The sequence below is a fragment of the Rhodonellum psychrophilum GCM71 = DSM 17998 genome, assembly GCF_000381545.1.
GTDB classification, from domain to species: domain Bacteria; phylum Bacteroidota; class Bacteroidia; order Cytophagales; family Cyclobacteriaceae; genus Rhodonellum; species Rhodonellum psychrophilum.
This window is the reverse complement of sequence record NZ_KB906686.1, coordinates 49,298-74,019: the sequence shown is the minus strand read 5'-3', so window position 1 is coordinate 74,019 and position 24,722 is coordinate 49,298. Positions and strand designations below refer to the sequence as shown.

The following is a 24,722-nucleotide window of genomic DNA, read 5'->3' as shown; positions in this document are numbered from 1 at the left end:
AATGAAAGGTCAAAGATAACAAAATTTAAATGTGCCAAGCAGGAAGGGTTTTCGGATGAAGGTTTATCCCTCCTTGCTCTTGGTGAAAAAGGCAACCACTGCACTCGTCAAAAAGCCCATAAGTGGAGTTCCGATAAGGCTTTGAAGCAAATAATTTTTCATGGAAAAATAGGACTCTGCTGCTTCCCGATCCATTCTTCCAGATTCCACCGCATAGTCGATCGCATTGGGAAAGAATTCCGGAGTGATGAAAGTCGATATCATATATTGGTTAAGCGGAGCCAATATCGTGACAAATAAAGTGATCCAGATACCGCTGACAAAGCCTTGAGCATAGTTCATTTTCCCATTCAATTGATTTTTTTTCTTGTCCATCAAAGCAAAGACATAGACCAGGATCGAGGGGATGGCATAGAAGTTCGTATACACCATGTGCTTGTCGATATGGGTGGAATGCAATCCGGATAGTTTTTCCACCACCATCCAACAGAGTGTCATCAAGGTAAAGATAACGGCCCATTTGATTTCGGTTTTTAGGTTCTTCATTGCGTTTGGGTTTAGAATGGCAAATTAACACAAGTAATTAGAATTTGATACCGGAAATAGCGACAAACAACTTGCGCTCTTCCATGTTCCATTAGAGAATATTTTAATTTTGGTTTTTTCCAAGCATGAATCCGTCGTATTATTGCAGCACCAAAGTGCTTATGAAGCCTGACCTTAAACAGATACAAGCTCCCATCGCGACCGAAATGGTCGAATTCGAGAAGAAATTTAGAGACTTTATGAAAAGTAAAGTCACTCTTCTTGACCATATCACCAATTACATCGTCAAGCGGAAAGGAAAACAAATGCGTCCAATGTTTGTCTTCCTCACCTCTGGCATGTGTGGTGGTGTGACAGATGCTACCTATCGGGGAGCGGCATTGATCGAATTGTTGCACACGGCTACGCTGGTGCATGATGATGTCGTGGATGATGCGAATTATCGTCGTGGATTTTTTTCCATCAATGCTCTTTGGAAAAACAAAATCGCTGTTTTGGTAGGAGATTATTTGTTGTCCAGGGGACTTTTGTTGAGTGTGGACAATGGTGATTTTGACTTGCTGAAGATTGTTTCCCATGCCGTGCGGGAAATGTCCGAGGGGGAATTGCTTCAAATCGCCAAAGCCCGAAAACTCGACATCACCGAAGATGTCTATTACACCATCATCCGCCAAAAAACCGCCAGTTTGATTGCGTCCTGTTGTGCCGTGGGTGCCACCACTTCCGGTGCGAGCTTGGAAGTGATCGAAAAAATGAAGGTTTTCGGGGAGAAAGTCGGCATGGCTTTTCAGATCAAAGATGACCTTTTTGATTATGGAGAGGATGAAATCGGCAAACCTTTGGGCATCGACATCAAGGAAAAGAAAATGACCTTGCCCCTCATTTACGCCTTGAACAATGCTTCTTGGCTGGATAAAAGACACATCATCTACCTGATCCGAAACCGGAACGAGGACAAAAAAGCAGTAAACGAAGTGATCAAGTTTGTCAAAGCTTCCGGAGGATTGGAATATGCCAACACCGTAATGACCCAATATTTTGAGGAGGCGCTTGCCCTGCTGGTTGATTTTCCCGATTCTGATTACAAGGCTTCATTGGAAGGACTTGTCAGGTATACCATCGAAAGGAAGAAGTAGAACCAGGTTGCCCGATCAGGATTCCGCCAACATCTCCCTTACCAAAGCTTCATGCTCTTCCACCCATCGGTCAAATAGACCTCCAGTTGCCGGGCCATTGAAACCCGTGTGGATTTTTCGGATTTTGCCTTTTTTGTCGATATAGAGGAGTGTCGGGAAGGCCACGACGGCATTGAGCATGGGCAAGGCTTCACCGGCCTTATCCTTGTTGCTTTCTCCCGCGATCAAGAAGGTATAATTGGCATTCAGTTTTTCTTTGGATTTTTTGACCCGAGCCGAGGCATAGTCAAAATCAGGCTTGCTTTCAAAAGCCAAAGCGACGATCTCAATCCCTCGGGCCTTGTTTTTTTCATACCATGGGGCCAAAAATTTGGTTTCATCCATGCAATTGGGGCACCAGGTACCAAACAATTGCACCAAGACCACTTTGCCGCGAAATTTTTCATTATCCAAAGAGACCGGTTGACCATTCAGGTCAGGAAATGAAAAAGTGAGTTTTTCAATTCCTTCTTTGAGGGAGGTCAGGCCATAGGCATCAGGCAACTCAAATGCATCATCCCGGACAGCAATAAATGTTTCGGCATAGCGAGGCCCGCTTCTGAATTTCCCAAGAATGGATCCGTCTTCCTGCAATTCGCCTTTGAATAGGAAGGCATGGCTGCCGTCAAATGCGCTAAGGGAAAAGGTGCTTCCACTTACATTTCCTTCCAGAAAACGATAATCCCCAAGGCTTGTCAGAAATGTCCCCGTGAGCTGATCTCCTTTTTGGGAAAATATCCCGACGGCTTCATAGGTTTCTCCTTTTTCATCCTGGAAAACTGTTTTCCATCTGCCCGAAAAATCAGTTTTTGGTTTTTCCTTGACCTCAAATCTACTCTTGGTGGTTTTGGAAGCGTTAAATGGAATGACATAGTTGGCCGCGTAATTCCTGACATAAATACCTTCGATGTTTTGAGGATCGATGATTTTGGCTTTGATTTCCGAATCAAAAATACTCATGGTGATGAACAATGAGTCCTCCCTTATGACCACTTCATCATAGACAAGCGTTTCCTCAGCATTGTGCACCTGGGCAATCAACTTGCCTTTGCTCTGGGAAAAGGTCAATCGAAAAGGAATGATGTCCGGAGAGATGTCCAGCACGGCAAGCCAATTTCCATCTAGGACAATTTGCTTTTTTGTCTCCTGTCGGCAAGATCCCAATAGGATGAACAAAACTAAACAGAGGAGGTTGATTTTTTTCATTTGAGGTGTGAAGACCGTTGAACCGCAAAATTAATATTTAATTTCATTTTACCCTATAAAATATATAGGGTTAGTTTTATTATTTTCCGGTTTGTTAAAATCCGCTCGAACCCCTGGGAAGGATGGTTTTATAATCTGGGGAATATCCAGATGCTTTTGTCTTTTTGAACGGGGATTCTAAAGGACGATTTGGGCTTTTTCAGCAAGATTTTTGGATAAAGCTAGCTGGATAGGGGTTTTGGTTTCGTCTTTTTGGGATTTTCCCCCACTTTTCTGTTTCTCTACCAGAGGTTTGCGGTCTGTTTTTGAAAAACCATTTTTACCTTAAATCTGGTCAAATTCGAGTGTTTTTGGCTTTTTTAGGACTATTGGGATTCGCTGCAAGCCACTGAGCCTCAAGGAAAATAAGTCCGATTTTTTCCCAAAAAAATTGCGATAGTTGGAACTTTTAGATACTTTTAATAAAAAGTGGTGAAAAGTGGGAGGAAGTGGTGGATTGTGTCAAAGCTTTTCTTACTTTTGTTTTTAAGGTAAACTGAAATACTAACCATGGGAATGTTTAACAATCAATTTGATTGCAAGCTTGACGCCAAGGGACGTCTGACATTGCCCGCCAAGATCAAGGCGGCAATTCCAGAATCCAATGGCAACGAGCTGATGCTCAGATTGGGCAACGATGGTTGCCTTGAGTTGTACACCATGATTGAGTTTAAGAAACTATACAACCAAGTCAATGCCCTCAATTCTCAAAATGAGGAGCAGCGTTTGGTAAAGCGTAATTTTTTCAGAGGAAACAATGACGTGGAGCTGGATGGTGCGGGAAGACTTTTGATTCCAAAGACCTTTATGCTCTATGCCGACATCGAAAAAGATGCGGTCGTAGTGGGAATGGGAAGCTATGTGGAAATCTGGAATCCCGAAAAATACCTCAAATATGTAATCAATGATCCATCTGACCTGTCTAGGTTGATGGAAAAATATCTTTCCTAAGTCATGACAGCCAAAGAATACCATATCCCTGTAATGCTTCAGCCTTGCATTGAAGGTTTGGCTATAGACCCAAACGGGATCTATCTCGACCTTACTTTTGGAGGTGGAGGACATTCCCGGGAAATCCTCAAGAAATTGGATAAAGGCCATCTTTATGGTTTTGACCAGGACGCGGATGCCGCAGCCAATATCCCCGAAAGTGACAAATTCACCTTTGTTCAGGCCAACTTCAGGGATCTGAAAAGATACCTCAGGCTTTATAAAGTCAAACAAGTAGACGGTATCTTGGTCGATTTGGGAATTTCTTCCCATCAGATTGACGAGCCGGGCAGGGGTTTTTCCACCCGATTCGAGGGAGAACTGGACATGCGCATGAGTACCGGCATGACCTTGACTGCCAAAGATATCCTGAACACCTATGAGGAAACTCAATTGCACAAGGTTTTTGGGATTTATGGGGAGATCAAAAATGCAAAAACCCTGGCCAAAGCGGTGGTTGCACAAAGGGCAGCCGTTCCTTTCAGCAACATCGAAGGGTTCAAGGAGCTGCTCATGAAGCATGCACCAAGAAGGAAAGAGTTCAAATATTTTGCACAGGTTTTCCAAGCCTTGAGGATTGAAGTGAACGACGAAATGGGTGCTTTGGAGGAGATGTTGTTGCAGACATTGGATGTCCTGAAGCCGGGAGGAAGATTGGTGATCATGAGTTACCACTCTCTCGAAGACCGATTGGTCAAGAATTTCATGGCCAAAGGCAAATTCAGCGGAGATGTAGAAAAGGATTTCTACGGAAACCTGATCAGACCCTTGGAGCCGGTTACCAGAAAGGCAGTTGTGGCTGATGCCGCAGAGCTGGAAAAGAACAGCAGAGCCAGAAGTGCAAAATTGAGAATTGCCAAAAAACTTTAAGGATGACTCAGAACACTTTCAAGAAGAAGATCACGAAAGGAGCTTCTCCGAAAGGAAGAGGTAAAAATATCTTTACACTGATTGAGGAAAAACTGAATGTCACGGGGATTTTGGGAGAAGGTATTCCTGTAAAGTTTGTTCCTCCCTTTCTCTATGTTGCCCTACTTGCCCTGATCTATATCTGGAGCAATCACCGGGCAGACAACTTGATCAGGAGCATTGAAAGGACACAGCAGGAAGTGGAAGATCTCAGGGCAGATGTCACCACTTTGGAGGCAGAGTACATGTTGAGAAGCAAGCAATCTGAAGTAGCAAAAAGAATTGGGCCTTTGGGCTTGTTTGAATTGGAAGAACCACCTTTAAAAATAGTCGTCAAGAAGTGAATATCAAACGTTCCATAGTGCTTAGAGTAAGGATAGCCTTCATTTTGGTGGCTATATTTGCTGGGTTGATCTTTTACAGGATCACCCATTTGCAGTTTGTGGAGGGTGAGAAATGGGCCGCCAAATCCGAAAACCAGAATTTTCAGTTCAGACAGGTAAGTGCCACCCGTGGCAATGTCTATGCAGCCGATGGCAGTCTATTGGCCACGAGTTTGCCTTTTTACCGAGTGGTGCTTGATCCTCTTATCGTCAAAGAAGACGCTTTTAGGGCTGGAATTGATTCGCTTTCCTATTTATTGTCAGGTTATTACAAAGACAAATCTGCGGCTTCCTACAAAAGGATCATCAAAGACGCAAGGGTAAATGGCAAGCGCTATGTGATCTTGAACCGGAAACAAATCGGATATCAAGACATGCAGAAAATGGCCAAATGGCCCATTTTCAGAAAAGGAAGAGCGTCCGGAGGTGTCATTTTTGAAAAAGTGGAAAAGAGATACCGCCCCTTCAATAATCTTGCTGGGCGGACTGTTGGGTTTTTGAACGAGGACAAACTGGGCGTCGGCATAGAATACAGCTTCAACGAATACCTGGAAGGGAGAAATGGCAATGCCTTGTTCCAAAGAATTGCAGGGGGAACATGGAAGCCCGTCTTTGATGCCACAGACATCAAACCTGACGATGGCTTGGATATCCAAACCACTTTGGATGTAAATATTCAAGATGTGGCAGAGACGGCACTTCTTCGTCAACTGGTGAACAAAGACGCGGAGTTCGGCTGCGTTGTCGTCATGGAAGTTGCCACAGGCCACATCAAGGGGATCATCAACTTGGAAAGAAGCAAAAGCGGCAATGGATACAATGAATCCTACAACTACGCAGTGGGAGAGCAAGGCCTTACCGAGCCTGGCTCCACCTTCAAATTACTCTCCATGTTGGCGCTTTTGGAAGAAGGAAAAGTCGGATTGAAAGACTCTATCGATACAGGAAACGGTACCTACCGTTTTTATGATCGAAATATGAACGATGCCAAAAACGGTGGCTTTGGCAAGATCACTGTAAGGGAGGTTTTTGAGAAATCCTCCAACGTGGGCATCTCCAGATTGGTCGATCAACATTTTGGACACCAACCTTCAAAATTCCTCTCCTACGTGGAAAAAGCTGGTTTGAACAAACCAATCGATTTTCAGCTGATCGGTGAGGGAACACCCTATTTCAAAAAACCAGGTGGAAAATACTGGTATGGCACTACCCTTCCTTGGATGTCTATCGGATATGAGGTGAAAATGACTCCGCTTCAGACGCTGATGCTCTACAATGCAGTTGCGAATGACGGTGTGATGGTCAAGCCAATGATCGTAAAAGCAGTGGCGAAGGGAAATCAAATCACAAAAAAATTCCAGACTGAAATCGTCAGAAAAAGCATTGCCTCGGAAAAGACCATCCAACAACTTCAAAGCCTTTTGGAAGGTGTGGTCACCCACGGGACGGCCAAAAATGTATTGAATGACAATTATAAGATTGCAGGCAAAACGGGCACCGCCCAAAAATTAGTGAATGGAAGATATGTTCAAAGGTATTACACCTCTTTTGCAGGTTACTTTCCGGCAGACAATCCAAAATACAGTGCCATTGTGGTGATCGACAGTCCCAAGGGATTCAATGTATATGGTGGGGATGTTTCTGCACCTGTTTTCAAGGAAATTGCCGACAGGATTTATGCGCAGGATTTGGGCTTGAACACCCGCATTTCACCAAAAAACCAGCTGGCGCAAGCGAACACCGGACTGCCCTACATCCAAGCGGGAAAAGTGGACGAGTTGCAACTGATCTGCAATCAACTTGGGATTTCCAATCATTACAAAGGTGAGGAAGGTGAAAGCTGGGTCAAATCTGCCGTGAACAATAAATCCATCGAATGGAAAACCAATAGAGTGGATTCCCCTATGGTCCCCGATGTCAATGGCATGTCCCTAAGAGACGCACTTTATGTCCTTGAAAACAAGGGTTTGAGAGTGGTGTATCAGGGCAAGGGCAGGGTAAAGGGACAATCCATGAATCCAGGATCGGCAATAGAGCAAAATAGTGTCATCCGTTTAATTTTATCATAAATGAAGGTTTTAAAAGACATACTGTACAAAGCCTCCCTTACGGCTACCATAGGAAATATGGAAGTGGAAGTAAGTGAGATTGTTTTTGACAGCCGCAAGGTCAGTCAGGGATGTGTCTTTGTGGCCATTTCTGGTACACAGGTCGATGGCCATGCCTTCATTGAAGGGGCTTTGGATCTAGGTGCTTCAGTGATTGTCTGTGAACAATTGCCTGAGAAAAAAAGAGAAAACGTCACCTATGTACAGGTGGTGAATGCAGCCAAAGCCATGGGCATCATGGCGGCAAATTATTTCGAAAATCCATCTGAAAGGCTGAAGCTAGTGGCGGTGACAGGAACCAACGGGAAAACCACCACCGTCACGCTTCTCCATCAGTTGTTTATGGAAATGGGCTATATCGTCGGTTTGTTGTCCACTGTGGAGAACAAAATCAACGAGGATATTATCCCTACCACCCATACGACTCCTGATTCAGTAACCATACAGGCATTGCTTCGCAAAATGGTGGATGCAGGTTGCACCCATTGTTTTATGGAAGCAAGCTCCCACGCGATCGTGCAGGAACGGATGTCGGGACTACATCTCGCCGGAGCCGTTTTCACCAATATCAGCCATGACCATCTGGACTATCATGGCGATTTTGATGCGTACATCAAAGCCAAAAAGAAGCTCTTTGACGAATTGCCAAAGGATGCATTTGCCTTGATCAATGCTGATGACAAAAGAGGTTTTGTCATGCTCCAAAACTGCAAGGGATTGCATCAGACCTTCGGACTGAAATATCCTGCGGACTTCAAGGCCAAAATCATTGCCAATACACTTGAAGGCTTGGAGCTGGATATCAACAACAAACAAATCTGGTTTCGGATGATCGGAGAATTCAATGCCTACAATGTAATAGGGGTGTTGGCTACTGCGATCCTTTTGGGAGAGGAAGAGGATGAACTCTTGATGCAGCTTTCCAAAATCAAAGGTGCGCAAGGGAGATTCGAGCAGACAACCTTGTTTGGCATCACGGCCATCGTGGATTATGCACATACCCCCGATGCATTGGAAAATGTACTCAAGACCATTCAGGGGGTGAGGACTGGCGCTGAGCAAGTCATCACCGTGGTGGGATGTGGAGGCAACCGTGACAAATCCAAAAGACCGATCATGGCCAAAATCGCAACCCAGCTCAGCGATAAGGTGATCTTGACTTCCGACAATCCCCGTGATGAGGATCCCTCGGAGATTCTCAGGGAAATGGAAGCTGGAATCAGCCCAATGGGAGTCAAAAAAACAACCCTGAATGTTGACCGAAGGGAAGCAATCAAATCCGCGGTCATGATGGCAAAAAAAGGAGATATAATCCTGGTTGCTGGCAAAGGCCATGAGACTTACCAAGAAATTAAAGGTGTGAAATATCCTTTCGATGACCGCAAGGTGATCAAGGAAATCCTCAATCTATTGAAGAACGACTAACATGTTATATCCGATTTTTGATTATTTAGACAAAGTGTTGGACATCCCGGGAGCCGGGGTTTTCAGGTATATCTCCTTCAGGGCAGGTATGGCAGCGCTTTTCTCTTTGATCATTACCATTACATTTGGGAAAAGCATCATCAACTGGATCCGAAAAAAGCAAATCGGAGAGACTGTCAGGGACCTTGGATTGACAGGACAAAGTGAGAAAAAAGGCACCCCCACCATGGGAGGTTTGATGCTGATGGCTGGGATTATCATCCCAACACTGCTATTTGCCAATGTTTTCAACATCTATATCATCCTCCTGTTGATCACCACTGTTTGGTTGGGAGCGATCGGTTTCTTGGATGATTACATCAAAATATTCAGGAAAAACAAGGAAGGATTGGCCGGAAGATTTAAGATCGTTGGTCAAATTACCATTGGTGTGGTCGTGGGCTCAACGCTCTATTTTCATGAAGGCGTAGTGGTTCGGGAATTTTCCAATCCTGTTTCTATCGAAGAGGGAGTTGTGGAAACACCTTCCTTCAAGGATGTCAAAGTGGCCAAAACCACTATTCCCTTCCAAAAAGACAACGAGCTCAATTATGAGGTGGTGTTTGGATTCCTTGGGGAGAGTATAACGCCCATCCTGTATGTCATCTTCGTGACTTTCATTATCACGGCCGTTTCCAATGGGGCCAATATCACTGACGGGATTGACGGGTTGGCAGCAGGCACTTCCGCCATTATTGGACTGACGCTGGCCATATTTGCCTACATCAGTGGAAATGCCATTTTCTCCCAGTATCTCAACATCTTCTTTATTCCCAATTCGGGTGAGATGGTGATTTTCTGTGCTGCATTTGTGGGCGCCTGTGTGGGATTTCTCTGGTACAATGCCTTTCCAGCCCAGGTTTTTATGGGAGATACCGGGAGTTTGATGCTCGGTGGCGTGATTGCGGTCTCTTCCTTGATCTTGAGAAAAGAATTGTTGATTCCTGTCCTTTGCGGAGTTTTTGTGATCGAAAACCTTTCCGTGATAGCGCAGGTCAGTTATTTCAAATATACCAAAAGAAAATACGGCGAAGGCAAAAGACTCTTGTTGATGGCGCCCTTGCACCATCATTACCAAAAGAAAAACATACATGAAGCCAAGATTTCAACACGGTTTTGGATCGTGGGGATTCTCTTGGCCATCATCACATTGGCAACATTGAAGCTTAGATAAATGAACAAAACGATAGCCATACTGGGAGCAGGTGAAAGTGGGGTTGGTGCAGCATTGCTGGCCAAGCGGGAAGGCTATGCGGTATGGGTATCTGATATGGGTTCAATAAGTGTGGAGAGAAAAGACATTCTGAATGCGGCAGAAATTCCATTTGAGGAAGGACAGCACGATTTCGGTCGAATTCTTTCTGCAGATGAAATCATCAAAAGCCCAGGGATTCCGGAAAAAACACCTTTGGTCCAAGAGGCAATAGCCAAAGGGATTCCAGTCATCGATGAACTGGAGTTTGCCTTCAGGTTTTCGAAGGGAAAGGTGATCGCAATCACCGGGACGAACGGAAAAACCACTACGACCCTCCTGACCTATCACTTGTTGAAAAAGGCGGGAATGGACGTGGGACTTGCTGGAAACATCGGTCAAAGTTGGGCGGCTCAATTGGTGGAGGGAGATCGGGATTGGTGGGTGATTGAAGTCAGTAGTTTTCAGTTGGACGGCTTTAAGGATTTCAAACCTTCCATTGCCATCCTGACCAATATCACACCGGATCATTTGGATCGATACGCCTATAAGCTGGAAAATTATATCGCTTCCAAGGTTTCGGTTTTCAAAAATATGGGACCGCAGGAAGTTGCTGTTTATTTCTCCGATGATGCCAATATCCAAGCCGGATTGAAAAGCGTCAAATCCAAGGCTTTATTCTACGGAATGTCTTTGGAAAAAGGAACAGACTTCGGAGGCTATTTCGACGGAGCCAAGATCAGCTTGAAACTTCAAGGGAAGTCAATGGACATCCCCAAAGAGGAAGTAGCCCTCAAAGGAGCACACAACATGCTCAATGTGATGTGTGCCACCACTGCAGCGCTGACTGCTGGTGTGAGCGAGGAAGTGGTAAGGGAAGGCTTGAAGGATTTCAAAAATGCTCCTCATAGAATGGAGTTGGTGGATGTGATCGATGGCATCACCTTCATCAATGACAGCAAAGGCACCAATGTCGATGCTACGTTCTATGCACTGGAAAGCTTCGAATCACCTTTGATATGGATCGCCGGTGGCGTGGACAAAGGCAATGATTACACGCTTTTGGACCCAGCAATGGGAGGGAAAGTAAAAGTGCTCATTTGTTTGGGTAAAGAAAACGAAAAACTTAAAACTGCCTTTGCAGGAAAAATCAATACCATAAAGGAAACAGAAAGTATTGCAGAAGCGGTGGCTTGGAGCCTGGATCTGGGTAAATCGGGAGACGTGGTCTTGCTTTCACCAGCTTGCGCAAGTTTTGATCTGTTCAAGAATTATGAAGACAGGGGCGAGCAGTTTATCTCCGCTGTCAAAACCTTAAAAACATCATTGACCAAATGATAAAACTGAAACTTTGGATAGATCAAAACCTGAAAGGGGACCCCATTATTTGGGGGATCGTGATCGTGCTTTCCATCATCAGTATCTTGGTGGTGTACTCCGCCACAGGTTCTTTGGCCTACAAAAATCAAGGTGGAAATACCGAAAAGTACCTCATTGATCATTCGATGTTGGTAGTGATGAGTTTGTTCGTGATGTGGGTGGCCCATAAGATCCCTTACAAAACCTTTGGTTTGATAGGGAGATTTCTGTTGATGGTATCCATACCGCTTCTGTTCCTGACCTACATCTTTGGCTCTACATTAAACGAAGCCAACAGATGGTTGACTATTCCGGTGATCAACAAGGCATTCCAGCCCTCGGATTTGGCTAAACTTGCTTTGATCGCCAGTTTGGCCAGTTTGTTGGCTAGAAAACAAAACAACATCCGGGATTTCCAGAAGACTTTCGTCCCGATCATATTGGCAATTGGCGTGGTTTGTGGATTGATCGGTTTGGCCAATATGTCCACGGCAGTCTTGCTGTTGGTGACTTGCTTGCTCCTGATGTTTATCGGCAGGGTTCCCATGCGCTTCATCCTCTTGGTGGTCTTGGTCGGAAGCCTTGCGCTTACGTTCTCCGTTTTGGCGGGACAGCGGGGAGGCACTTTCTTTTCCAGGATAGAAAACTTTGTTTCCGGAGATGAAATACCCTTCCAGGCCGAACAGTCCTATATCGCGATTTCCACAGGTGGAATCACGGGCAAAGGACCGGGTAATTCAGAACAAAGGAATACCCTTCCGCATCCCTATTCGGATTTTATCTATGCAATCATTATCGAAGAATATGGGCTAGTGGGAGGAGCAACAGTGCTGTTCCTCTATCTGGCTTTATTGTTCAGGGGAATGAGAATCGTGGCTCTGTCCACCAAACCCTTTGGAGGATTGCTCTCCGCGGGGCTGAGTTTTGCGCTGGTGCTCCAGGCGATGGTCAATATGGCCGTGGCTGTGGGACTCGGGCCGATTACAGGGTTGCCCCTGCCGCTTTTGAGCATGGGAGGGACCTCTCTTGTCTTCACTGGATTTTCCCTGGGAATTATCCTTAGTGTAAGCCGCGGGGACCATGTCGAAGCCATTGAAACGACCAGCCCGACTAACAGAACGAAAAAGACATTTCATACCGCTTAAATACAAAAGACTATCAATACTTCAAAACCATATCGAATCATGATCAGCGGAGGTGGCACAGGTGGACATATCTATCCAGCGATTGCCATTGCCAATGCCTGGATGGAAAAACATCCAGACACTGAAATACTGTTTGTGGGTGCCGAGGGAAAGATGGAAATGCAAAAAGTACCAGAAGCGGGCTATAAAATTGAGGGATTGAAAGTGGCTGGGCTCCAAAGAAGTCTTTCCTTGGCCAATGTCAGCTTCCCTTTCAAACTGGCCAGTAGTCTGAGGAAATCCAGACAGCTCCTGGCGGATTTCAAACCCAATGCAGTGGTCGGTGTCGGTGGGTATGCCAGCGGACCCCTTCTTTTTGTGGCCCAAAACAAAGGGATTCCAACCCTTATTCAGGAACAAAATTCCTACGCGGGTCTGACTAACAAATTATTGTCCAAAAGGGCAAGAAGAATCTGTGTCGCCTATCCAGGAATGGAGGAATTCTTTCCCAAAGACCGGATTCAAGTCACCGGCAATCCGGTAAGAAAAGACATCCTTGATTTGAAGGGGAAAAGCGAAATGGCAAAGTTTCATTTTGGTTTGCAGCCGGACAAAAAGGTCTTGTTGATACTTGGTGGAAGCCTTGGTGCAAGGACAATCAACCAAGCTGTTTTGGCAGATATGGTCGGCTTTGAGGAAAGCGGATACCAACTGCTTTGGCAGTGTGGAAAATATTATTTCCAAGAGATGAGCCAAAAAGTGATGGGTTCAGGATTGAAGCATGTGTATCTTATGGAATTTATCCGAGAGATGGATTTAGCGTATGCCGCTGCCGATGTGGTGGTTTCCAGGGCGGGCGCTTTGTCCGTATCAGAACTCAGCATCGTGGGAAAGCCGGTGATTTTCATCCCGTCTCCAAACGTGGCGGAGGATCATCAGACGAAAAATGCCATGGCGTATGTGAAAGAAATTGCCGCGGTATTATTGAAAGATAACCATGCAGTCGGTCAATTGAAAAAAGAAGTAGATCAACTGATGGCAGATGAATCCAAAATGGATCTTTTGTCGGAGAACATAAAAAAATTAGCCAGGCCCGATGCGGCCAATAGAATCGTGTCGGCCTTAGAAGAGATTATTGCATGAATTTAAAACAACTCCATAGTGTCCATTTTCTAGGGATCGGCGGGATCGGCATGAGTGCTTTGGCCCGTTGGTTCAATCACCTTGGCATCAAGGTGTCCGGCTACGACCGTACACCATCGGCTTTGACCGAAGCCTTGGAGCAGGAAGGGATGGAAATCCACTATGTAGATGCGATTGAAAATATTCCCGTGAAGGTAAGGGAGGACCAAAAAAACACACTGATCGTGTGGACTCCCGCCATGCCGAAGGATTCGGCAGAACTCAATTTCTGTATGGAAAAGGGTTTTGAGATGAGAAAACGTGCGGTTGTTTTGGGCATGATTACGGCTTCCTTGCCTACAATTGCAGTGGCTGGAACCCACGGCAAGACCACGACTTCTTCCATGGTTGCGCATTTGCTGAAATCTTCGGGGGTAAATATTGCCGCTTTCCTTGGTGGACTTACCCAAAACTACAACAGCAACCTGATCCTGCACGATGAGGCTGAGGGGAATGCAACGGTGGTCGTGGAAGCAGATGAATTTGACCGTTCCTTTCTCCATTTGCATCCCAATGTGGCCGTGGTGACAAGTGTCGATCCCGATCATTTGGATATTTATGGGGATGGAGCAGCGATGTTGGAAGGCTTCAGTCAATTTATTGATTTGATTTCTCCTGACGGAAATTTATACATCCAGTCCCATGCTTTCGCAAAATTAAGAAAACCCGAAAATGCCAGCCTGAAAGTGAGACAGTATGGTTTGGATTCCGGAGAAATAAAAGCTGCCAATATCCAAGCACTTCCTGCCGCTTTCAAATTTGACTACATCAGCGAAAGGAAAAACATCTTGGGACTGACGCTCAGCATGCCTGGATTCCACAATGTTGAAAATGCCTTGCCGGCTATTTCAATCGCTTTGGACCATGGAATAGAGGAGGAGCAAATCCGAAATGGGTTATTGACCTATAGAGGAGTGAAAAGAAGATTTGAGATTTGGGTACAGCAGGAGGATAGCGTGTATGTCGATGACTATGCCCACCATCCCGAAGAAATCAGGGCTTTCTTAAGCTCTGTCAGGGCCATGTTTCCAGGAAAAAAATTGACGGCTGTATTTCAGCCCCATTTATTTACCAGGACGAGGGATTTTGCAAGCGGCTTTTCAGAATGCCTTTCATTGGCAGATGAGGTCGTATTGTTGGAGATCTATCCTGCAAGAGAGTTGCCCATTGAAGGGGTGAATGCAGCCATGCTTTTGGAAGGAATTACTTCTCCGAAGAAATCCATTCAGAGCAAGGAAAACCTTTTGGACTACCTAAAGGAAAATCAACCTGAGGTCTTGGTGACCATGGGTGCAGGCGATATCGACAGATTGGTTTTTTCCATGACAAATTTGATGAGAAGACATGAAAACTAAACTGATCAAAACATTGGGTTTTTCCTTGTTGGGACTGGTACTGCTGGTTTTCATCGGATTTGTGGAAAAAAAGGGTGCTGAAAGGAAATTTTCGGAGATGTCGGTCCAGGTTAAAGGAATTGCGGACGTCTATTTCGTGGATGAAAAGGAAATCCTTGACAACCTGAAAGCGGAATTTCAAATGCTAAGTCCAGGAAGGGCGCTGTCGGAAATTGATTTTCAACAGGTCGAATTGAAAGTTGAATCCCATCCTTTTGTCAAGAAAGCAGAAGTTTATGGGGACATGAAAGGGAATATTTGGGTGGAAATCCAACAGCATCAGCCCATGGCAAGGATTGTCAGGCCAATGGCTGCAGATGGGTACATTTCCACGGAAGGGCAGATTTTGCCGACTTCGCCCAAGTATACCACGAGGGTTTTGATTTTGGAAGGCGATTTCGCCGAAGAACTGTTGGAAGCAGATGATCTGTCCATCGATTACCAGGATTTACTTGGCTTGGTGGAATTCATCTTTCAGGACCCATTCTGGAATGCCCAGATCACTTCTTTGGAAATCGACAACAAGGGGGATATCAAGATGCATCAGCAAGTCGGAAACCAGGTTATCGAATTTGGGGATGCAGAGGATATAGCAGAAAAATTTGAAAAGATCAGCCTGTTTTATGATGAGATCATCCCTTCAAAAGGATGGAACGCTTACAGCAGGGTGAATGTAAAATATAAGGACCAAATAATTTGTGAGTAATTCACCACACTATGGAAAATGACAAAATAATTGTTGGACTTGACATTGGAACTACCAAAATCTGTGCGATCATCGGTCGTAAAAATGAGTTTGGTAAACTTGAAGTGCTTGGAATGGGCAAAGCTGTCTCTGATGGTGTGATCCGTGGGATCGTTACCAATATTGACAAGACCGTCAATTCTATCCAAAAAGCAGTTCAAGATGCATCCGATATGTCAGAAGTGGATATCGTGGAAGTCATCGTGGGAATAGCGGGTCAACATATAAAAAGCACGGTCCATCACGGCAGTATTATCCGCCAGCCGCACCAGGAAGAGATCACCATCGAGGATGTGCGCCGCTTGGCCAATGACATGGAAAACATCGTGGTTCCTCCGGGAAACACCATTATCCACGTCATGCCACAAGATTATACCGTGGATTATGAAGGAGGGATCAAAGATCCAGTAGGAATGTCCGGCTCAAGGTTAGAAGCGGATTTCCATATCATCACTGCACAGACCACGGCCATCAACAACATCAACAGATGTGTCAAAAGAGCAAATTTGGTTTCCAAAGACCTTATTCTTGAGCCTTTGGCAAGTTCACTTTCCGTGCTCAGCGAGCAGGACAGGGAAGCAGGTGTATGCCTAGTGGATATCGGTGGAGGGACAACTGACATCGCCATCTTCTACGACAATATCATCCGACACACGGCGGTGATCCCACTTGGGGGCAATATCATCACCACGGACATCAAAGAGGGTTGCATGGTGATGCACAACCAAGCGGAATTGCTCAAAACAAAATTCGGGAAAGCCATCGCAGAGGAAGCAAATCCGAACGAGATTGTTTCCATTCCTGGATTGCGCAACCGTCCTCCAAAAGAAATCTCCATCCGAAATCTTGCCGCAATCATTCAGGCAAGAATGGAAGAGATCATCGAATACGTACAGAATGAATTGGTGGCCAGTGGCCATTATAAAAAACTTGCCGGAGGGATCGTCCTGACAGGAGGTGGAGCACAGCTTCAAGGCGTAAGCCAATTGTTTGAATACATGACGGGACTCGATACCCGCATCGGTTATCCAAATGAGCACTTAGGCAAGTGTAAAATTGAAGAAGTTAAAAGTCCCATGTATGCGACGACTGTGGGGCTGGTTTTGGCCGGTTTCAAAGCACTCGATGACAGGGAAGACACCTATAGACAGCGATACGCGCTCAAACCAGAAAATAAAATTCAGGTCAAAGGGCCCAAATCCGAATTGGTCAACAAGGATATTTTCAGCAATATCAGAAAGAGACTTCAGGAATTCATCACCAATGACATTGGTGACGACAGCAATTACTAGGGCTTATCATACTGGGGAGATAAAAGGCATTGCTTTTCATTTCCCTTTTAAAATCTTCTTAACAAACGAAAAAAAAAGTTCACCAAACATAATAAATTCAAAATGTCAGATAACATGAAAGATTACAGATTTGATCTTCCAAAAAATCACAAGTCAATCATCAAGGTGATTGGCGTCGGAGGAGGTGGTTCCAATGCAGTGAACCATATGTTTAGCCAAGGGATCAAGGATGTGGAGTTTGTGGTTGTCAATACCGACGCCCAGGCTTTGCAAAGCAGTCCTGTTCCTTTGAGGTTGCAGTTGGGTGAAAGCCTGACCGAAGGTCTTGGTGCCGGTGCAAATCCCGAAAAAGGAAGGAATGCCGCCATTGAAAGCAGGGAAGAAATCAGAGAATTACTGTCGGACAATACCAAGATGGTATTCATCACAGCAGGAATGGGCGGTGGCACAGGTACTGGTGCAGCACCTGTGATTGCCAAGATTGCCAAAGACCTTGACATTCTGACTGTGGGGATTGTTACCGCTCCATTTGTCTTTGAAGGCAAGAAAAAAATGATGGCTGCCCAATTGGGAATCGAAGCACTTCGCGAGAGTTGTGATACCGTATTGGTCATCCTCAATGACAAGCTACGTGAGATTTACGGAAACCTGGCCATCCGATCTGCTTTTGCAAAGGCCGACAATATCCTCTCTACAGCTGCCAAATCCATCGCTGAGATCATCACCGTTCACCAAGATGTAAACGTGGATTTCGAAGATGTGAAAACAGTCATGAAAAATGCAGGTGCCGCAGTAATGGGGTCTGCCACAGAGGAAGGTGAAGGAAGAGCGATCAGATCTGCTGAGAAAGCAATTGCTTCTCCATTGTTGAACAATGTGGACATCAGGGGAGCGCAAAAAATCTTATTGTCCATCATGTCTGGTGAGGATGACGAATTGTCTATGGACGAATTGAGCGAAATCACCGAATACATTCAAGAAAGAGCGGGAGACGATGCGGAATTGATCTTTGGTCAAGGTATCGATCCAGACTTGGGCAAAGCCATCCGTGTGACGGTCATTGCTACCGGTTTCGAAATGGACAAATTGACCACTTTGACCCCAAGTGCATTGGAAATGGAAAAAATGAAAGCGAAAGCGAAAGAAGAAACCGTGTCCAAAGTGATTGACTTGGAATCCGGAAAATCCTTTCAAGTAAAAGATGAGGCTCCTGCCCAGACCGGACAGACCTATACCTTTACTTTTCAAAAACCGATTTCGACCGTTCCAGTAGAAACCAAAGCCGTCGTTGAAGCGGCCAAAGTGCAGGAGTTTGCACCCAAAGTGCAATTGGAAGAGGAGGCATTTGAGATACAGGATCAGGAAGAAGAAGAATTCGAATTTGTTACTGCCGAAATTCCAAAAGAAAAAAAGTCTTTTCCCCTTTACGATGAGGAAGAAGCAGTGATAGAGAAAGAGGAGGCGGTAAAGGCGTCAAAGCCAATCGAAGAGCCTGCCCCAGCAAACCTTTATGGAAATGACTATTATGAGCAGATCAAACTAAAGGCCATCCAAAGGGCACATGAGCGTTTTGAGAAGCTGAAAGGATTGCGTTCCAACAACCAGAATTCTGAAGAGTTCAAGGAAAAATTGGACACGCCTGCCTTTGTACGCAAGCAAGTGAAATTGTCAGATGTGCAACACAGCTCCGAGAGGAATATTTCGAGGTTCAACCTGACAGACGAAAATGAGTTTTTGAAAAACAATAGGTTTTTGCACGATAATGTTGATTGATTAAAAATCAATCAACATTTCAGCTTGGGAGCGAAGCAATTCCATGTACAATCTGTTGGTGAGCAGGTTATCTGACATATTCTCTTCAATCTTAGCCAGTTTAGGTTTGGAGGCGAGTACATGCATTCCCAGGTAATGGAAGATGTCGGTAAGGTGGCTCAATGCGATGCCACCCCCGCCTACTCCAGAGGAAAGTCCCACCAATGCACATTTCTTGTTCCGAAAAGAATTGGGATAGGTCATCCCGTCGATAAAGGATTTTAGGATCCCGGGAAATGAGCCATTGTACTCGGGCACGATAAAGACAAACTTTTTCCCGACCAGCATTCGGCTGTGCAGGGCATTGAAAGCATCGTTTTTTCCGTTGTTTTCATAGAGGGCCGAAAAAACAAAATCATGGGGAAGATCCTTCAGTTCGATTATTTCGGATTCGGCGCCCCTTTCGTTGAGTATTTCCTGATAAATGGACGCCAACTTTCTGGATATTGAATTTTTTCTATTGGTGCCGACGATAATTTGAATCATGTTGGTGGAATTTTTTTTGAATTTGAACAATATACAATCCGTATGGCCTTTTAGTTTCTCAATAGTATCAATTACTTTAGGGCAAAATATCAATACATGAAACAAGACTCTACAATTTCTTACACCGAACAGATCCAAGCTGCTTTTGTTTATATCCATAATTTAAATCCAAATCCCGTAGAAATCGGCGTAATCCTGGGGACAGGATTGGGCCAATTGATCAATAACATTGAAATCGAAAAGGAAATCCCTTACGAAGACATTCCCCACTTCCCAGTTTCGACAGTGGAAAGCCACAGTGGGACTCTGATTTTTGGGAAACTTGGGGGTAAAAACGTAGTGGCCATGAAAGGAAGATTTCATTACTATGAAGGCTATTCCATGAAAGAAGTCACTTTTCCGATAAGGGTCATGAAATTGCTGGGCGTAAGCAAGTTGATGGTTTCCAATGCCGCCGGCGGATTGAACCCAGACCATAAAATTGGGGAGCTGATGGTCATCAACGATCATATTGACCTCTTCCCCGAAAACCCTCTCAGGGGCAAAAATCTGGATGAATTTGGCGTCAGGTTTCCGGACATGAGCGAACCTTATGCGCTGGATTTTATTGATATGGCAATGCAAATTGCGAAAGAAAACGGGTTGACTGTCCATCAAGGTGTTTATACTGCCCTGCAGGGTCCCAATCTGGAAACCAGAGCGGAATACAAATACCTGAGAACGATCGGAGCAGATGCCGTGGGGATGAGCACCATTCCGGAAGTAATTGTGGCTAGGCACATGGACATGAAAGTTTTTGCCATTTCTGCGATCACGGATCTTTGTTCTCCAGGGAATGTCAAAAAGATAAGCATCGCCGAAGTACTCGCCGCCGCCGCCCTGGCAGAACCTGGAATGGGTATCATTATCCAGGAATTGGTCAGAAGAATATGACTAAGGTGTAACCACTTAACGATACTAAAGACTTGGTACTTTGTACACTTCAAAAATCAAAAGATTCTACAACCCAAATAATCAATGCAAAAATTTCTAACAGATTCTATTTTTGAAAAAGCCGAGGAAGCCGCGCTTTATATTCGAAGCCAAATCCAGGAAAAGGCATCGCTGGGGATTGTTTTGGGATCAGGATTGGGCTCTTTTGTCGATTACTTGGAAAATCCCATCAAGATTCCCTATGCATCGATCCCCCATTTCCCTCTTTCTACGGTGGAGGGGCATTCTGGAGAACTGATTTTTGGCAAGCTCAATGGCACCGCGATCTGGGCAATGAGTGGAAGGTTTCATTATTACGAAGGATATGGATTGCATGAAACGGTTTTTCCCCTTCGGGTAATGAAAATCCTTGAAGTGGAGCAGCTGGTGATTTCCAATGCAGCGGGTGGATTGAACCCGGAATTTATACCGGGGGACTTGATGCTGATCGAGGATTTCATCGATTTGTTTCCAGACAATCCCTTGAGGGGCGCGAACATCTCTGAATTTGGGCCTAGGTTTCCCGATATGAGCGAACCTTTGGATCATGGGTTGATTCAAAAAGCAAAAGCTTCTGCCAAGCATTTGGCTATACCCATCAAAACGGGCGTCTATGTCGGGATACAAGGTCCCAAACTGGAAACAAAAGCAGAAATCCGGTATTGCCAAGTCCTGGGAGGGGATGCCATCGGGATGAGTACAGTCCCGGAAATCATTGTCGCCAATCAGATGGGCATCAAGGTTTTGGCGATTTCAGTGATCACCAACCAATGTGTACCAAGTATCTCCAGTCAATTTTCACACGATGCTGTCGTTTCCGTCGCCGAAAGGGCTGGTGAAAAACTCGCCAAAATCATCGAAAACGTATTTTCTTGAACCCCATTGAAGATGTCAAAAAAACCCTCGTTGCACAGAGCAAAAGTGGTCACTTGACCACTTTTTTTGGCAGGGCAACTGCAAGTCCTTAACTTAGCCGTTGAATAATAATAATCCTTTTCCAAATGTCCCTAGAAGTAAAGAACCTGACCAAGATGTACGGCAAGCAAAAAGCTCTGGATGGGGTCTCTTTTGTTGCGGAAAGAGGGCAGGTTTTGGGTTTCTTGGGACCAAACGGTGCCGGGAAATCCACCACGATGAAAATTGCCACAGGCTTTATTCTTCCGGATCAGGGCGATGTTTTTGTCAATGGATTGTCGGTGTTGGAAAATCCAAAGGAGGTAAGCAAATTGATCGGCTATCTTCCGGAGCACAATCCCCTTTATCCGGACATGTATATTCGCGAGTTTTTGACTTTTATCGGGGGATTGTATGGCTTGAAAGGAAAAGCAGCAAAGGATAGAATCGAGGAATTGATCCCTTTGTGTGGGTTGGAAGTGGAGGCGCACAAGAAAATCCATCAACTTTCCAAAGGATACCGCCAGCGCGTAGGGCTGGCCAAGGCATTGATCCACGATCCTGAGGTCATCATCCTGGATGAACCGACCACAGGACTCGACCCCAATCAACTCGTGGAAATCCGAAAGCTCATCAAAAACATCAGTGCCAACAAAACCTTGATTCTTAGCACGCATGTCATGCAAGAGGTGGAAGCCATTTGCGAAAAAGTCGTCATCATCAATCAGGGAAAAATCGTTGCCTCCGATTTGCTCCAAAATTTAAAAGCAGAGCAGGGAAAAGCGATATTGATGTTGGAAACCGAAGAAAATATGGACTTGTCTTGGTTTGAAAGCATCGGGGATGCGCGCCACCATGAAGGAAATCCGGGGTCGGTTTTGCTGAAAACCAGTGAGCCAGTGATGGCGAGGAAGGCAATCCTTCAAATGGTCCAGGACAAATCCCTGACCTTGATCAGTATTCGCCAGCAGGAGAGGAACTTGGAAACTGTCTTCCGCCAAATCACCCAAAAACAATAAGATGCTGAGTTTATACCTAAAGGAAGTCAATGCCTTTTTCAACAATCTTTCTGGATACCTCATTCTGAGTGTGTTTTTGGTTTCTTTGGGTTTGGTGGTTTGGGTTTTTCCGGACACATCGGTGCTGGATTATGGTTTTTCCGATTTGGAACCCCTATTCATTTATACGCCCTATATTTTTACTTTTTTGATCCCGGCCATTACCATGAAGATGATTGCTGAGGAAAAAAGATCGGGAACTTGGGAGATTTTGCTGACCTCTCCCTTAGGAAGTACCCAAATCATTCTTGCCAAATATTTTGCCGCCTTGACATTGATCATCGTGGCCTTGCTGCCCACCTTAGTGTATTATTTCAGTGTGGTCCAATTGGGCGATCCAGTGGGGAATATTGACCATGCAGGGTTTTTCGGGTCCTGGATCGGTTTGGTTTTCATCGGAGCGGTGTTTGCGTCCATTGGCTTGATGTGCAGTGCATTGACGGCGCACCAGATTGTCGCATTCATCCTAGGGGTTTTCATCATCTTTCTGATGTACTTTGGATGGACTGCCTTGGTGCAATTGCAGGTGATGAGTCCCCTGGCTTTGTTTTTGGAGGAAATCAGTTTGAGTTTCCATTACCAAAGCATGAGTCGGGGCGTGATTGATGCGCAAAACGTCAGTTATTTTCTTTCGGTCATCATCATCAGTTTGGGCTTGACAGGTTTATGGATCAGAAGAAAATGAATAAAAAATCAGTTCTAAGAACGTTTCTCGGGCCGGGCTTGATTTTAGGGGCAATCTTGTTCTTGTTTTTGATCTCCCGATTCTTCCCTTTCAGGATAGATCTGACAGAAGAAAAGCGCTATTCCTTGCATCCGGCCACCATAGAAGTACTTAAATCTTTGGAGGAACCATTAGAAGTGGAAATCCTACTCACCGGAAAACTGCCGGGAGGAATGCGGAGGTTGCAACGTTCCATCGAAGAAACCCTCAGGACTTTCAATGCCTACAGCAGCGAGAACATCTCTTTTTATTATGAAGATCCGCTAAGTTTACCGGAGGATATCCGTGAGGATTATGTGGTGAGCCTGACCGAATATGGCATCAATCCCACCAATCTATTTGTGACAGAGGACGGCGGGCAAAAAAGCAGGTTGATTTTTCCTGGTGTAATGGTCAGGAGTGAGGAATTTGAAACCGGGACCTTGTTGCTCAGGGGAGAGAAGGGGATGTCTCCTGACCAGATTTTAAACCAATCCATTGAGAACCTCGAATTCGAATTGATCAATGCAATCCGTAAATTGATTACCAAGCAAAAAATTTCCGTTGGGATGATCTTGGGGCATGGGGAATTGGGTGAGGAAGATGGTTTTGGGATTGTGGAAGCCTTGGTCGATGACTATGAAGTGTACAAAATCCCAATGGAACAGGCCAAGAAGGTAGAAGATCTGGATCCTTTTGCCGTGTTGATCGTGGCGGGTCCAAGGGATACTTATAGTGAAAAAGAAATTTACCTTTTGGATCAGTACCTGATGAATGGGGGCAATCTGGTTTTTTTATTGGATGCCGTCGCCGTGAACTTGGATGAGGCTGGGGGAGAAGGGACCATCGGTTTCCCATTTGATACAGGATTAGACCAATTGCTTTTCAAATATGGGATTCGGATCAACAAAGATTTGATCCAGGACCTGAATTTTGGATACCATCCCGTCATGGCTGGAGATTTCGGGGATCAGGCACAGATTGTTCCTTTGCCTTGGCCATTTTATCTGGCAGCAGGAAGAATGGCTCCCCACCCGATTACAAAGGGTTTGGATCAGGTGATGTTCCGATTTGCGAGTTCCTTGGATACTGTAAAAGCGGACGGAGTTAAGAAAACACCCTTGATTTTTGGGTCGGATTTAAACAGAAAATTGTCGGCCCCGGTTCGGGTGGCATTCAGCGACATGTCAGAAGCGCCGGACATGGCGCAATATGGATTGAAAAACCTTCCACTGCTGTATCTTTTGGAGGGAAATTTCACCTCCTTTTTCAACAATAGGTTTCTTCCAGAGAACATCGATCCTTCCAAATTCCAAGCATCGGGGAATGAAGGGAGAGTGGTTGTGGCAGGCACAGGCAATCTTTTCAAGAGCCTTTTCAATATGCAAAACGGGGAACCATTACCCCTGGGGGAAGATCCTTACGCCAATTTGACCTATGCGAACAGGTTGTTGCTTCAAAACATGGTCAAATACCTGATCGAACCTGAGGGGATTATCGCTACTAGAACCAAACAGTTCCAGATTCGCCCATTGAACAAGGCGAAGGTGAAGGCGGAAAAAGTAAAATGGCAGGTGGTCAATGTAGTTTTTCCGGTATTGATTTTGGGTGTATTGGGTATGATTTGGATCCTGTTGAGGAAAAAAAGATTTTCCGCCAGGTCAAAATAATTCCCTGAATGTCCTAGGG

Annotated in this window: 22 protein-coding genes; 19 read left to right on the top strand and 3 right to left on the bottom strand. The window is 45.1% G+C overall.

Annotated features, from left to right (window positions below; all coding sequences use genetic code 11):
- Window positions 1-63: 63 nt before the first annotated feature.
- Entirely contained in the window at window positions 64-546 is a 483-nt protein-coding gene (locus F824_RS0118205) for a DUF4199 domain-containing protein (RefSeq protein ID WP_019599366.1), read from the bottom strand.
- Between the two features lie 161 nt (window positions 547-707).
- On the opposite strand from F824_RS0118205, the gene F824_RS0118200 reads away from it, so the two are divergent.
- Complete coding sequence (locus F824_RS0118200) at window positions 708-1,682, top strand: polyprenyl synthetase family protein (protein ID WP_019599365.1); 975 nt, start codon at window positions 708-710, stop codon at window positions 1,680-1,682.
- A 15-nt stretch (window positions 1,683-1,697) separates the two neighbouring features.
- On the opposite strand, the gene F824_RS0118195 is transcribed toward F824_RS0118200, so the two are convergent.
- Window positions 1,698-2,927 carry a peroxiredoxin family protein gene (locus F824_RS0118195; protein ID WP_019599364.1) on the bottom strand — a complete coding sequence of 410 codons (1,230 nt, stop codon included), beginning with the start codon at window positions 2,925-2,927 and terminating at the stop codon, window positions 1,698-1,700.
- Window positions 2,928-3,476: 549 nt separating this feature from the next.
- Between F824_RS0118195 and mraZ the strand changes: the two genes are divergently transcribed.
- The 13 genes from mraZ to ftsZ all read left to right on the top strand — a co-directional run bounded on the left by mraZ (window position 3,477) and on the right by ftsZ (window position 18,881).
- Window positions 3,477-3,917, top strand: coding sequence for a division/cell wall cluster transcriptional repressor MraZ (mraZ, locus tag F824_RS0118190; protein ID WP_019599363.1), 441 nt, complete (start codon window positions 3,477-3,479; stop codon window positions 3,915-3,917).
- A 3-nt stretch (window positions 3,918-3,920) separates the two neighbouring features.
- The gene (gene rsmH, locus F824_RS0118185) at window positions 3,921-4,826 is read left to right on the top strand and encodes a 16S rRNA (cytosine(1402)-N(4))-methyltransferase RsmH (protein ID WP_019599362.1); all 906 of its coding nucleotides are present in this window, start codon (window positions 3,921-3,923) and stop codon (window positions 4,824-4,826) included.
- A 2-nt stretch (window positions 4,827-4,828) separates the two neighbouring features.
- Window positions 4,829-5,209, top strand: a complete 381-nt coding sequence (locus F824_RS0118180; protein WP_019599361.1) for an FtsL-like putative cell division protein — start codon at window positions 4,829-4,831, stop codon at window positions 5,207-5,209.
- Window positions 5,206-7,317: a penicillin-binding protein gene (locus F824_RS0118175; protein ID WP_019599360.1), complete on the top strand. Its 2,112-nt coding sequence runs from the start codon at window positions 5,206-5,208 to the stop codon at window positions 7,315-7,317. Before F824_RS0118180 ends, F824_RS0118175 begins: the two co-directional genes overlap by 4 nt.
- On the top strand, window positions 7,318-8,781 hold the full coding sequence (locus tag F824_RS0118170) for a UDP-N-acetylmuramoyl-L-alanyl-D-glutamate--2,6-diaminopimelate ligase (protein WP_019599359.1): 1,464 nt from the start codon (window positions 7,318-7,320) through the stop codon (window positions 8,779-8,781). It abuts the gene before it with no gap.
- A gap of 1 nt (window position 8,782) precedes the next feature.
- Window positions 8,783-9,994, top strand: a complete 1,212-nt coding sequence (gene mraY / locus F824_RS0118165; protein WP_019599358.1) for a phospho-N-acetylmuramoyl-pentapeptide-transferase — start codon at window positions 8,783-8,785, stop codon at window positions 9,992-9,994.
- Complete coding sequence (gene murD / locus F824_RS0118160) at window positions 9,995-11,350, top strand: UDP-N-acetylmuramoyl-L-alanine--D-glutamate ligase (RefSeq protein WP_019599357.1); 1,356 nt, start codon at window positions 9,995-9,997, stop codon at window positions 11,348-11,350.
- Window positions 11,347-12,516 (top strand): FtsW/RodA/SpoVE family cell cycle protein, encoded by a 1,170-nt coding sequence (locus tag F824_RS0118155; protein ID WP_019599356.1) that lies wholly within the window; start codon window positions 11,347-11,349, stop codon window positions 12,514-12,516. The genes murD and F824_RS0118155 overlap by 4 nt, the downstream gene beginning before the upstream one ends.
- Window positions 12,517-12,528: 12 nt before the next feature.
- On the top strand, window positions 12,529-13,638 hold the full coding sequence (gene murG / locus F824_RS0118150; protein ID WP_081625013.1) for an undecaprenyldiphospho-muramoylpentapeptide beta-N-acetylglucosaminyltransferase: 1,110 nt from the start codon (window positions 12,529-12,531) through the stop codon (window positions 13,636-13,638).
- Complete coding sequence (gene murC / locus F824_RS0118145) at window positions 13,635-15,032, top strand: UDP-N-acetylmuramate--L-alanine ligase (protein ID WP_022582238.1); 1,398 nt, start codon at window positions 13,635-13,637, stop codon at window positions 15,030-15,032. Before murG ends, murC begins: the two co-directional genes overlap by 4 nt.
- Window positions 15,022-15,777, top strand: a complete 756-nt coding sequence (locus F824_RS0118140; RefSeq protein WP_019599353.1) for a cell division protein FtsQ/DivIB — start codon at window positions 15,022-15,024, stop codon at window positions 15,775-15,777. Before murC ends, F824_RS0118140 begins: the two co-directional genes overlap by 11 nt.
- A gap of 11 nt (window positions 15,778-15,788) precedes the next feature.
- Window positions 15,789-17,108 carry a cell division protein FtsA gene (gene ftsA / locus F824_RS0118135; protein ID WP_019599352.1) on the top strand — a complete coding sequence of 440 codons (1,320 nt, stop codon included), beginning with the start codon at window positions 15,789-15,791 and terminating at the stop codon, window positions 17,106-17,108.
- Between the two features lie 114 nt (window positions 17,109-17,222).
- Entirely contained in the window at window positions 17,223-18,881 is a 1,659-nt protein-coding gene (gene ftsZ / locus F824_RS0118130) for a cell division protein FtsZ (protein ID WP_019599351.1), read from the top strand.
- Here ftsZ and F824_RS0118125 read toward each other — a convergent pair whose 3' ends face one another.
- On the bottom strand, window positions 18,882-19,406 hold the full coding sequence (locus tag F824_RS0118125; protein WP_026333795.1) for an NADPH-dependent FMN reductase: 525 nt from the start codon (window positions 19,404-19,406) through the stop codon (window positions 18,882-18,884). It abuts the gene before it with no gap.
- Window positions 19,407-19,502: 96 nt separating this feature from the next.
- Between F824_RS0118125 and F824_RS0118120 the strand changes: the two genes are divergently transcribed.
- The 5 genes from F824_RS0118120 to gldG all read left to right on the top strand — a co-directional run bounded on the left by F824_RS0118120 (window position 19,503) and on the right by gldG (window position 24,703).
- A complete protein-coding gene (locus F824_RS0118120) occupies window positions 19,503-20,339 on the top strand; it encodes a purine-nucleoside phosphorylase (RefSeq protein WP_019599349.1) in 837 nt (278 codons plus the stop codon).
- A gap of 84 nt (window positions 20,340-20,423) precedes the next feature.
- The gene (locus tag F824_RS0118115) at window positions 20,424-21,254 is read left to right on the top strand and encodes a purine-nucleoside phosphorylase (RefSeq protein WP_019599348.1); all 831 of its coding nucleotides are present in this window, start codon (window positions 20,424-20,426) and stop codon (window positions 21,252-21,254) included.
- A gap of 125 nt (window positions 21,255-21,379) precedes the next feature.
- Window positions 21,380-22,291, top strand: a complete 912-nt coding sequence (gene gldA / locus F824_RS0118105; RefSeq protein ID WP_019599346.1) for a gliding motility-associated ABC transporter ATP-binding subunit GldA — start codon at window positions 21,380-21,382, stop codon at window positions 22,289-22,291.
- A 1-nt stretch (window position 22,292) separates the two neighbouring features.
- Complete coding sequence (gene gldF, locus F824_RS0118100) at window positions 22,293-23,015, top strand: gliding motility-associated ABC transporter permease subunit GldF (RefSeq protein WP_019599345.1); 723 nt, start codon at window positions 22,293-22,295, stop codon at window positions 23,013-23,015.
- A complete protein-coding gene (gldG, locus tag F824_RS0118095) occupies window positions 23,012-24,703 on the top strand; it encodes a gliding motility-associated ABC transporter substrate-binding protein GldG (RefSeq protein ID WP_236613197.1) in 1,692 nt (563 codons plus the stop codon). The genes gldF and gldG overlap by 4 nt, the downstream gene beginning before the upstream one ends.
- The last annotated feature ends 19 nt before the right edge of the window (window positions 24,704-24,722 follow it).

Coding starts and splice junctions, on each gene's coding strand:
- F824_RS0118205 (WP_019599366.1), bottom strand. CDS start 546: ATGAAGAACCTAAAAACCGAAATCAAATGGGCCGTTATCTTTACCTTG.
- F824_RS0118200 (WP_019599365.1), top strand. CDS start 708: ATGAAGCCTGACCTTAAACAGATACAAGCTCCCATCGCGACCGAAATG.
- F824_RS0118195 (WP_019599364.1), bottom strand. CDS start 2,927: ATGAAAAAAATCAACCTCCTCTGTTTAGTTTTGTTCATCCTATTGGGA.
- mraZ (WP_019599363.1), top strand. CDS start 3,477: ATGGGAATGTTTAACAATCAATTTGATTGCAAGCTTGACGCCAAGGGA.
- rsmH (WP_019599362.1), top strand. CDS start 3,921: ATGACAGCCAAAGAATACCATATCCCTGTAATGCTTCAGCCTTGCATT.
- F824_RS0118180 (WP_019599361.1), top strand. CDS start 4,829: ATGACTCAGAACACTTTCAAGAAGAAGATCACGAAAGGAGCTTCTCCG.
- F824_RS0118170 (WP_019599359.1), top strand. CDS start 7,318: ATGAAGGTTTTAAAAGACATACTGTACAAAGCCTCCCTTACGGCTACC.
- mraY (WP_019599358.1), top strand. CDS start 8,783: ATGTTATATCCGATTTTTGATTATTTAGACAAAGTGTTGGACATCCCG.
- murD (WP_019599357.1), top strand. CDS start 9,995: ATGAACAAAACGATAGCCATACTGGGAGCAGGTGAAAGTGGGGTTGGT.
- F824_RS0118155 (WP_019599356.1), top strand. CDS start 11,347: ATGATAAAACTGAAACTTTGGATAGATCAAAACCTGAAAGGGGACCCC.
- murC (WP_022582238.1), top strand. CDS start 13,635: ATGAATTTAAAACAACTCCATAGTGTCCATTTTCTAGGGATCGGCGGG.
- F824_RS0118140 (WP_019599353.1), top strand. CDS start 15,022: ATGAAAACTAAACTGATCAAAACATTGGGTTTTTCCTTGTTGGGACTG.
- ftsA (WP_019599352.1), top strand. CDS start 15,789: ATGGAAAATGACAAAATAATTGTTGGACTTGACATTGGAACTACCAAA.
- ftsZ (WP_019599351.1), top strand. CDS start 17,223: ATGAAAGATTACAGATTTGATCTTCCAAAAAATCACAAGTCAATCATC.
- F824_RS0118125 (WP_026333795.1), bottom strand. CDS start 19,406: ATGATTCAAATTATCGTCGGCACCAATAGAAAAAATTCAATATCCAGA.
- F824_RS0118120 (WP_019599349.1), top strand. CDS start 19,503: ATGAAACAAGACTCTACAATTTCTTACACCGAACAGATCCAAGCTGCT.
- F824_RS0118115 (WP_019599348.1), top strand. CDS start 20,424: ATGCAAAAATTTCTAACAGATTCTATTTTTGAAAAAGCCGAGGAAGCC.
- gldA (WP_019599346.1), top strand. CDS start 21,380: ATGTCCCTAGAAGTAAAGAACCTGACCAAGATGTACGGCAAGCAAAAA.
- gldF (WP_019599345.1), top strand. CDS start 22,293: ATGCTGAGTTTATACCTAAAGGAAGTCAATGCCTTTTTCAACAATCTT.
- gldG (WP_236613197.1), top strand. CDS start 23,012: ATGAATAAAAAATCAGTTCTAAGAACGTTTCTCGGGCCGGGCTTGATT.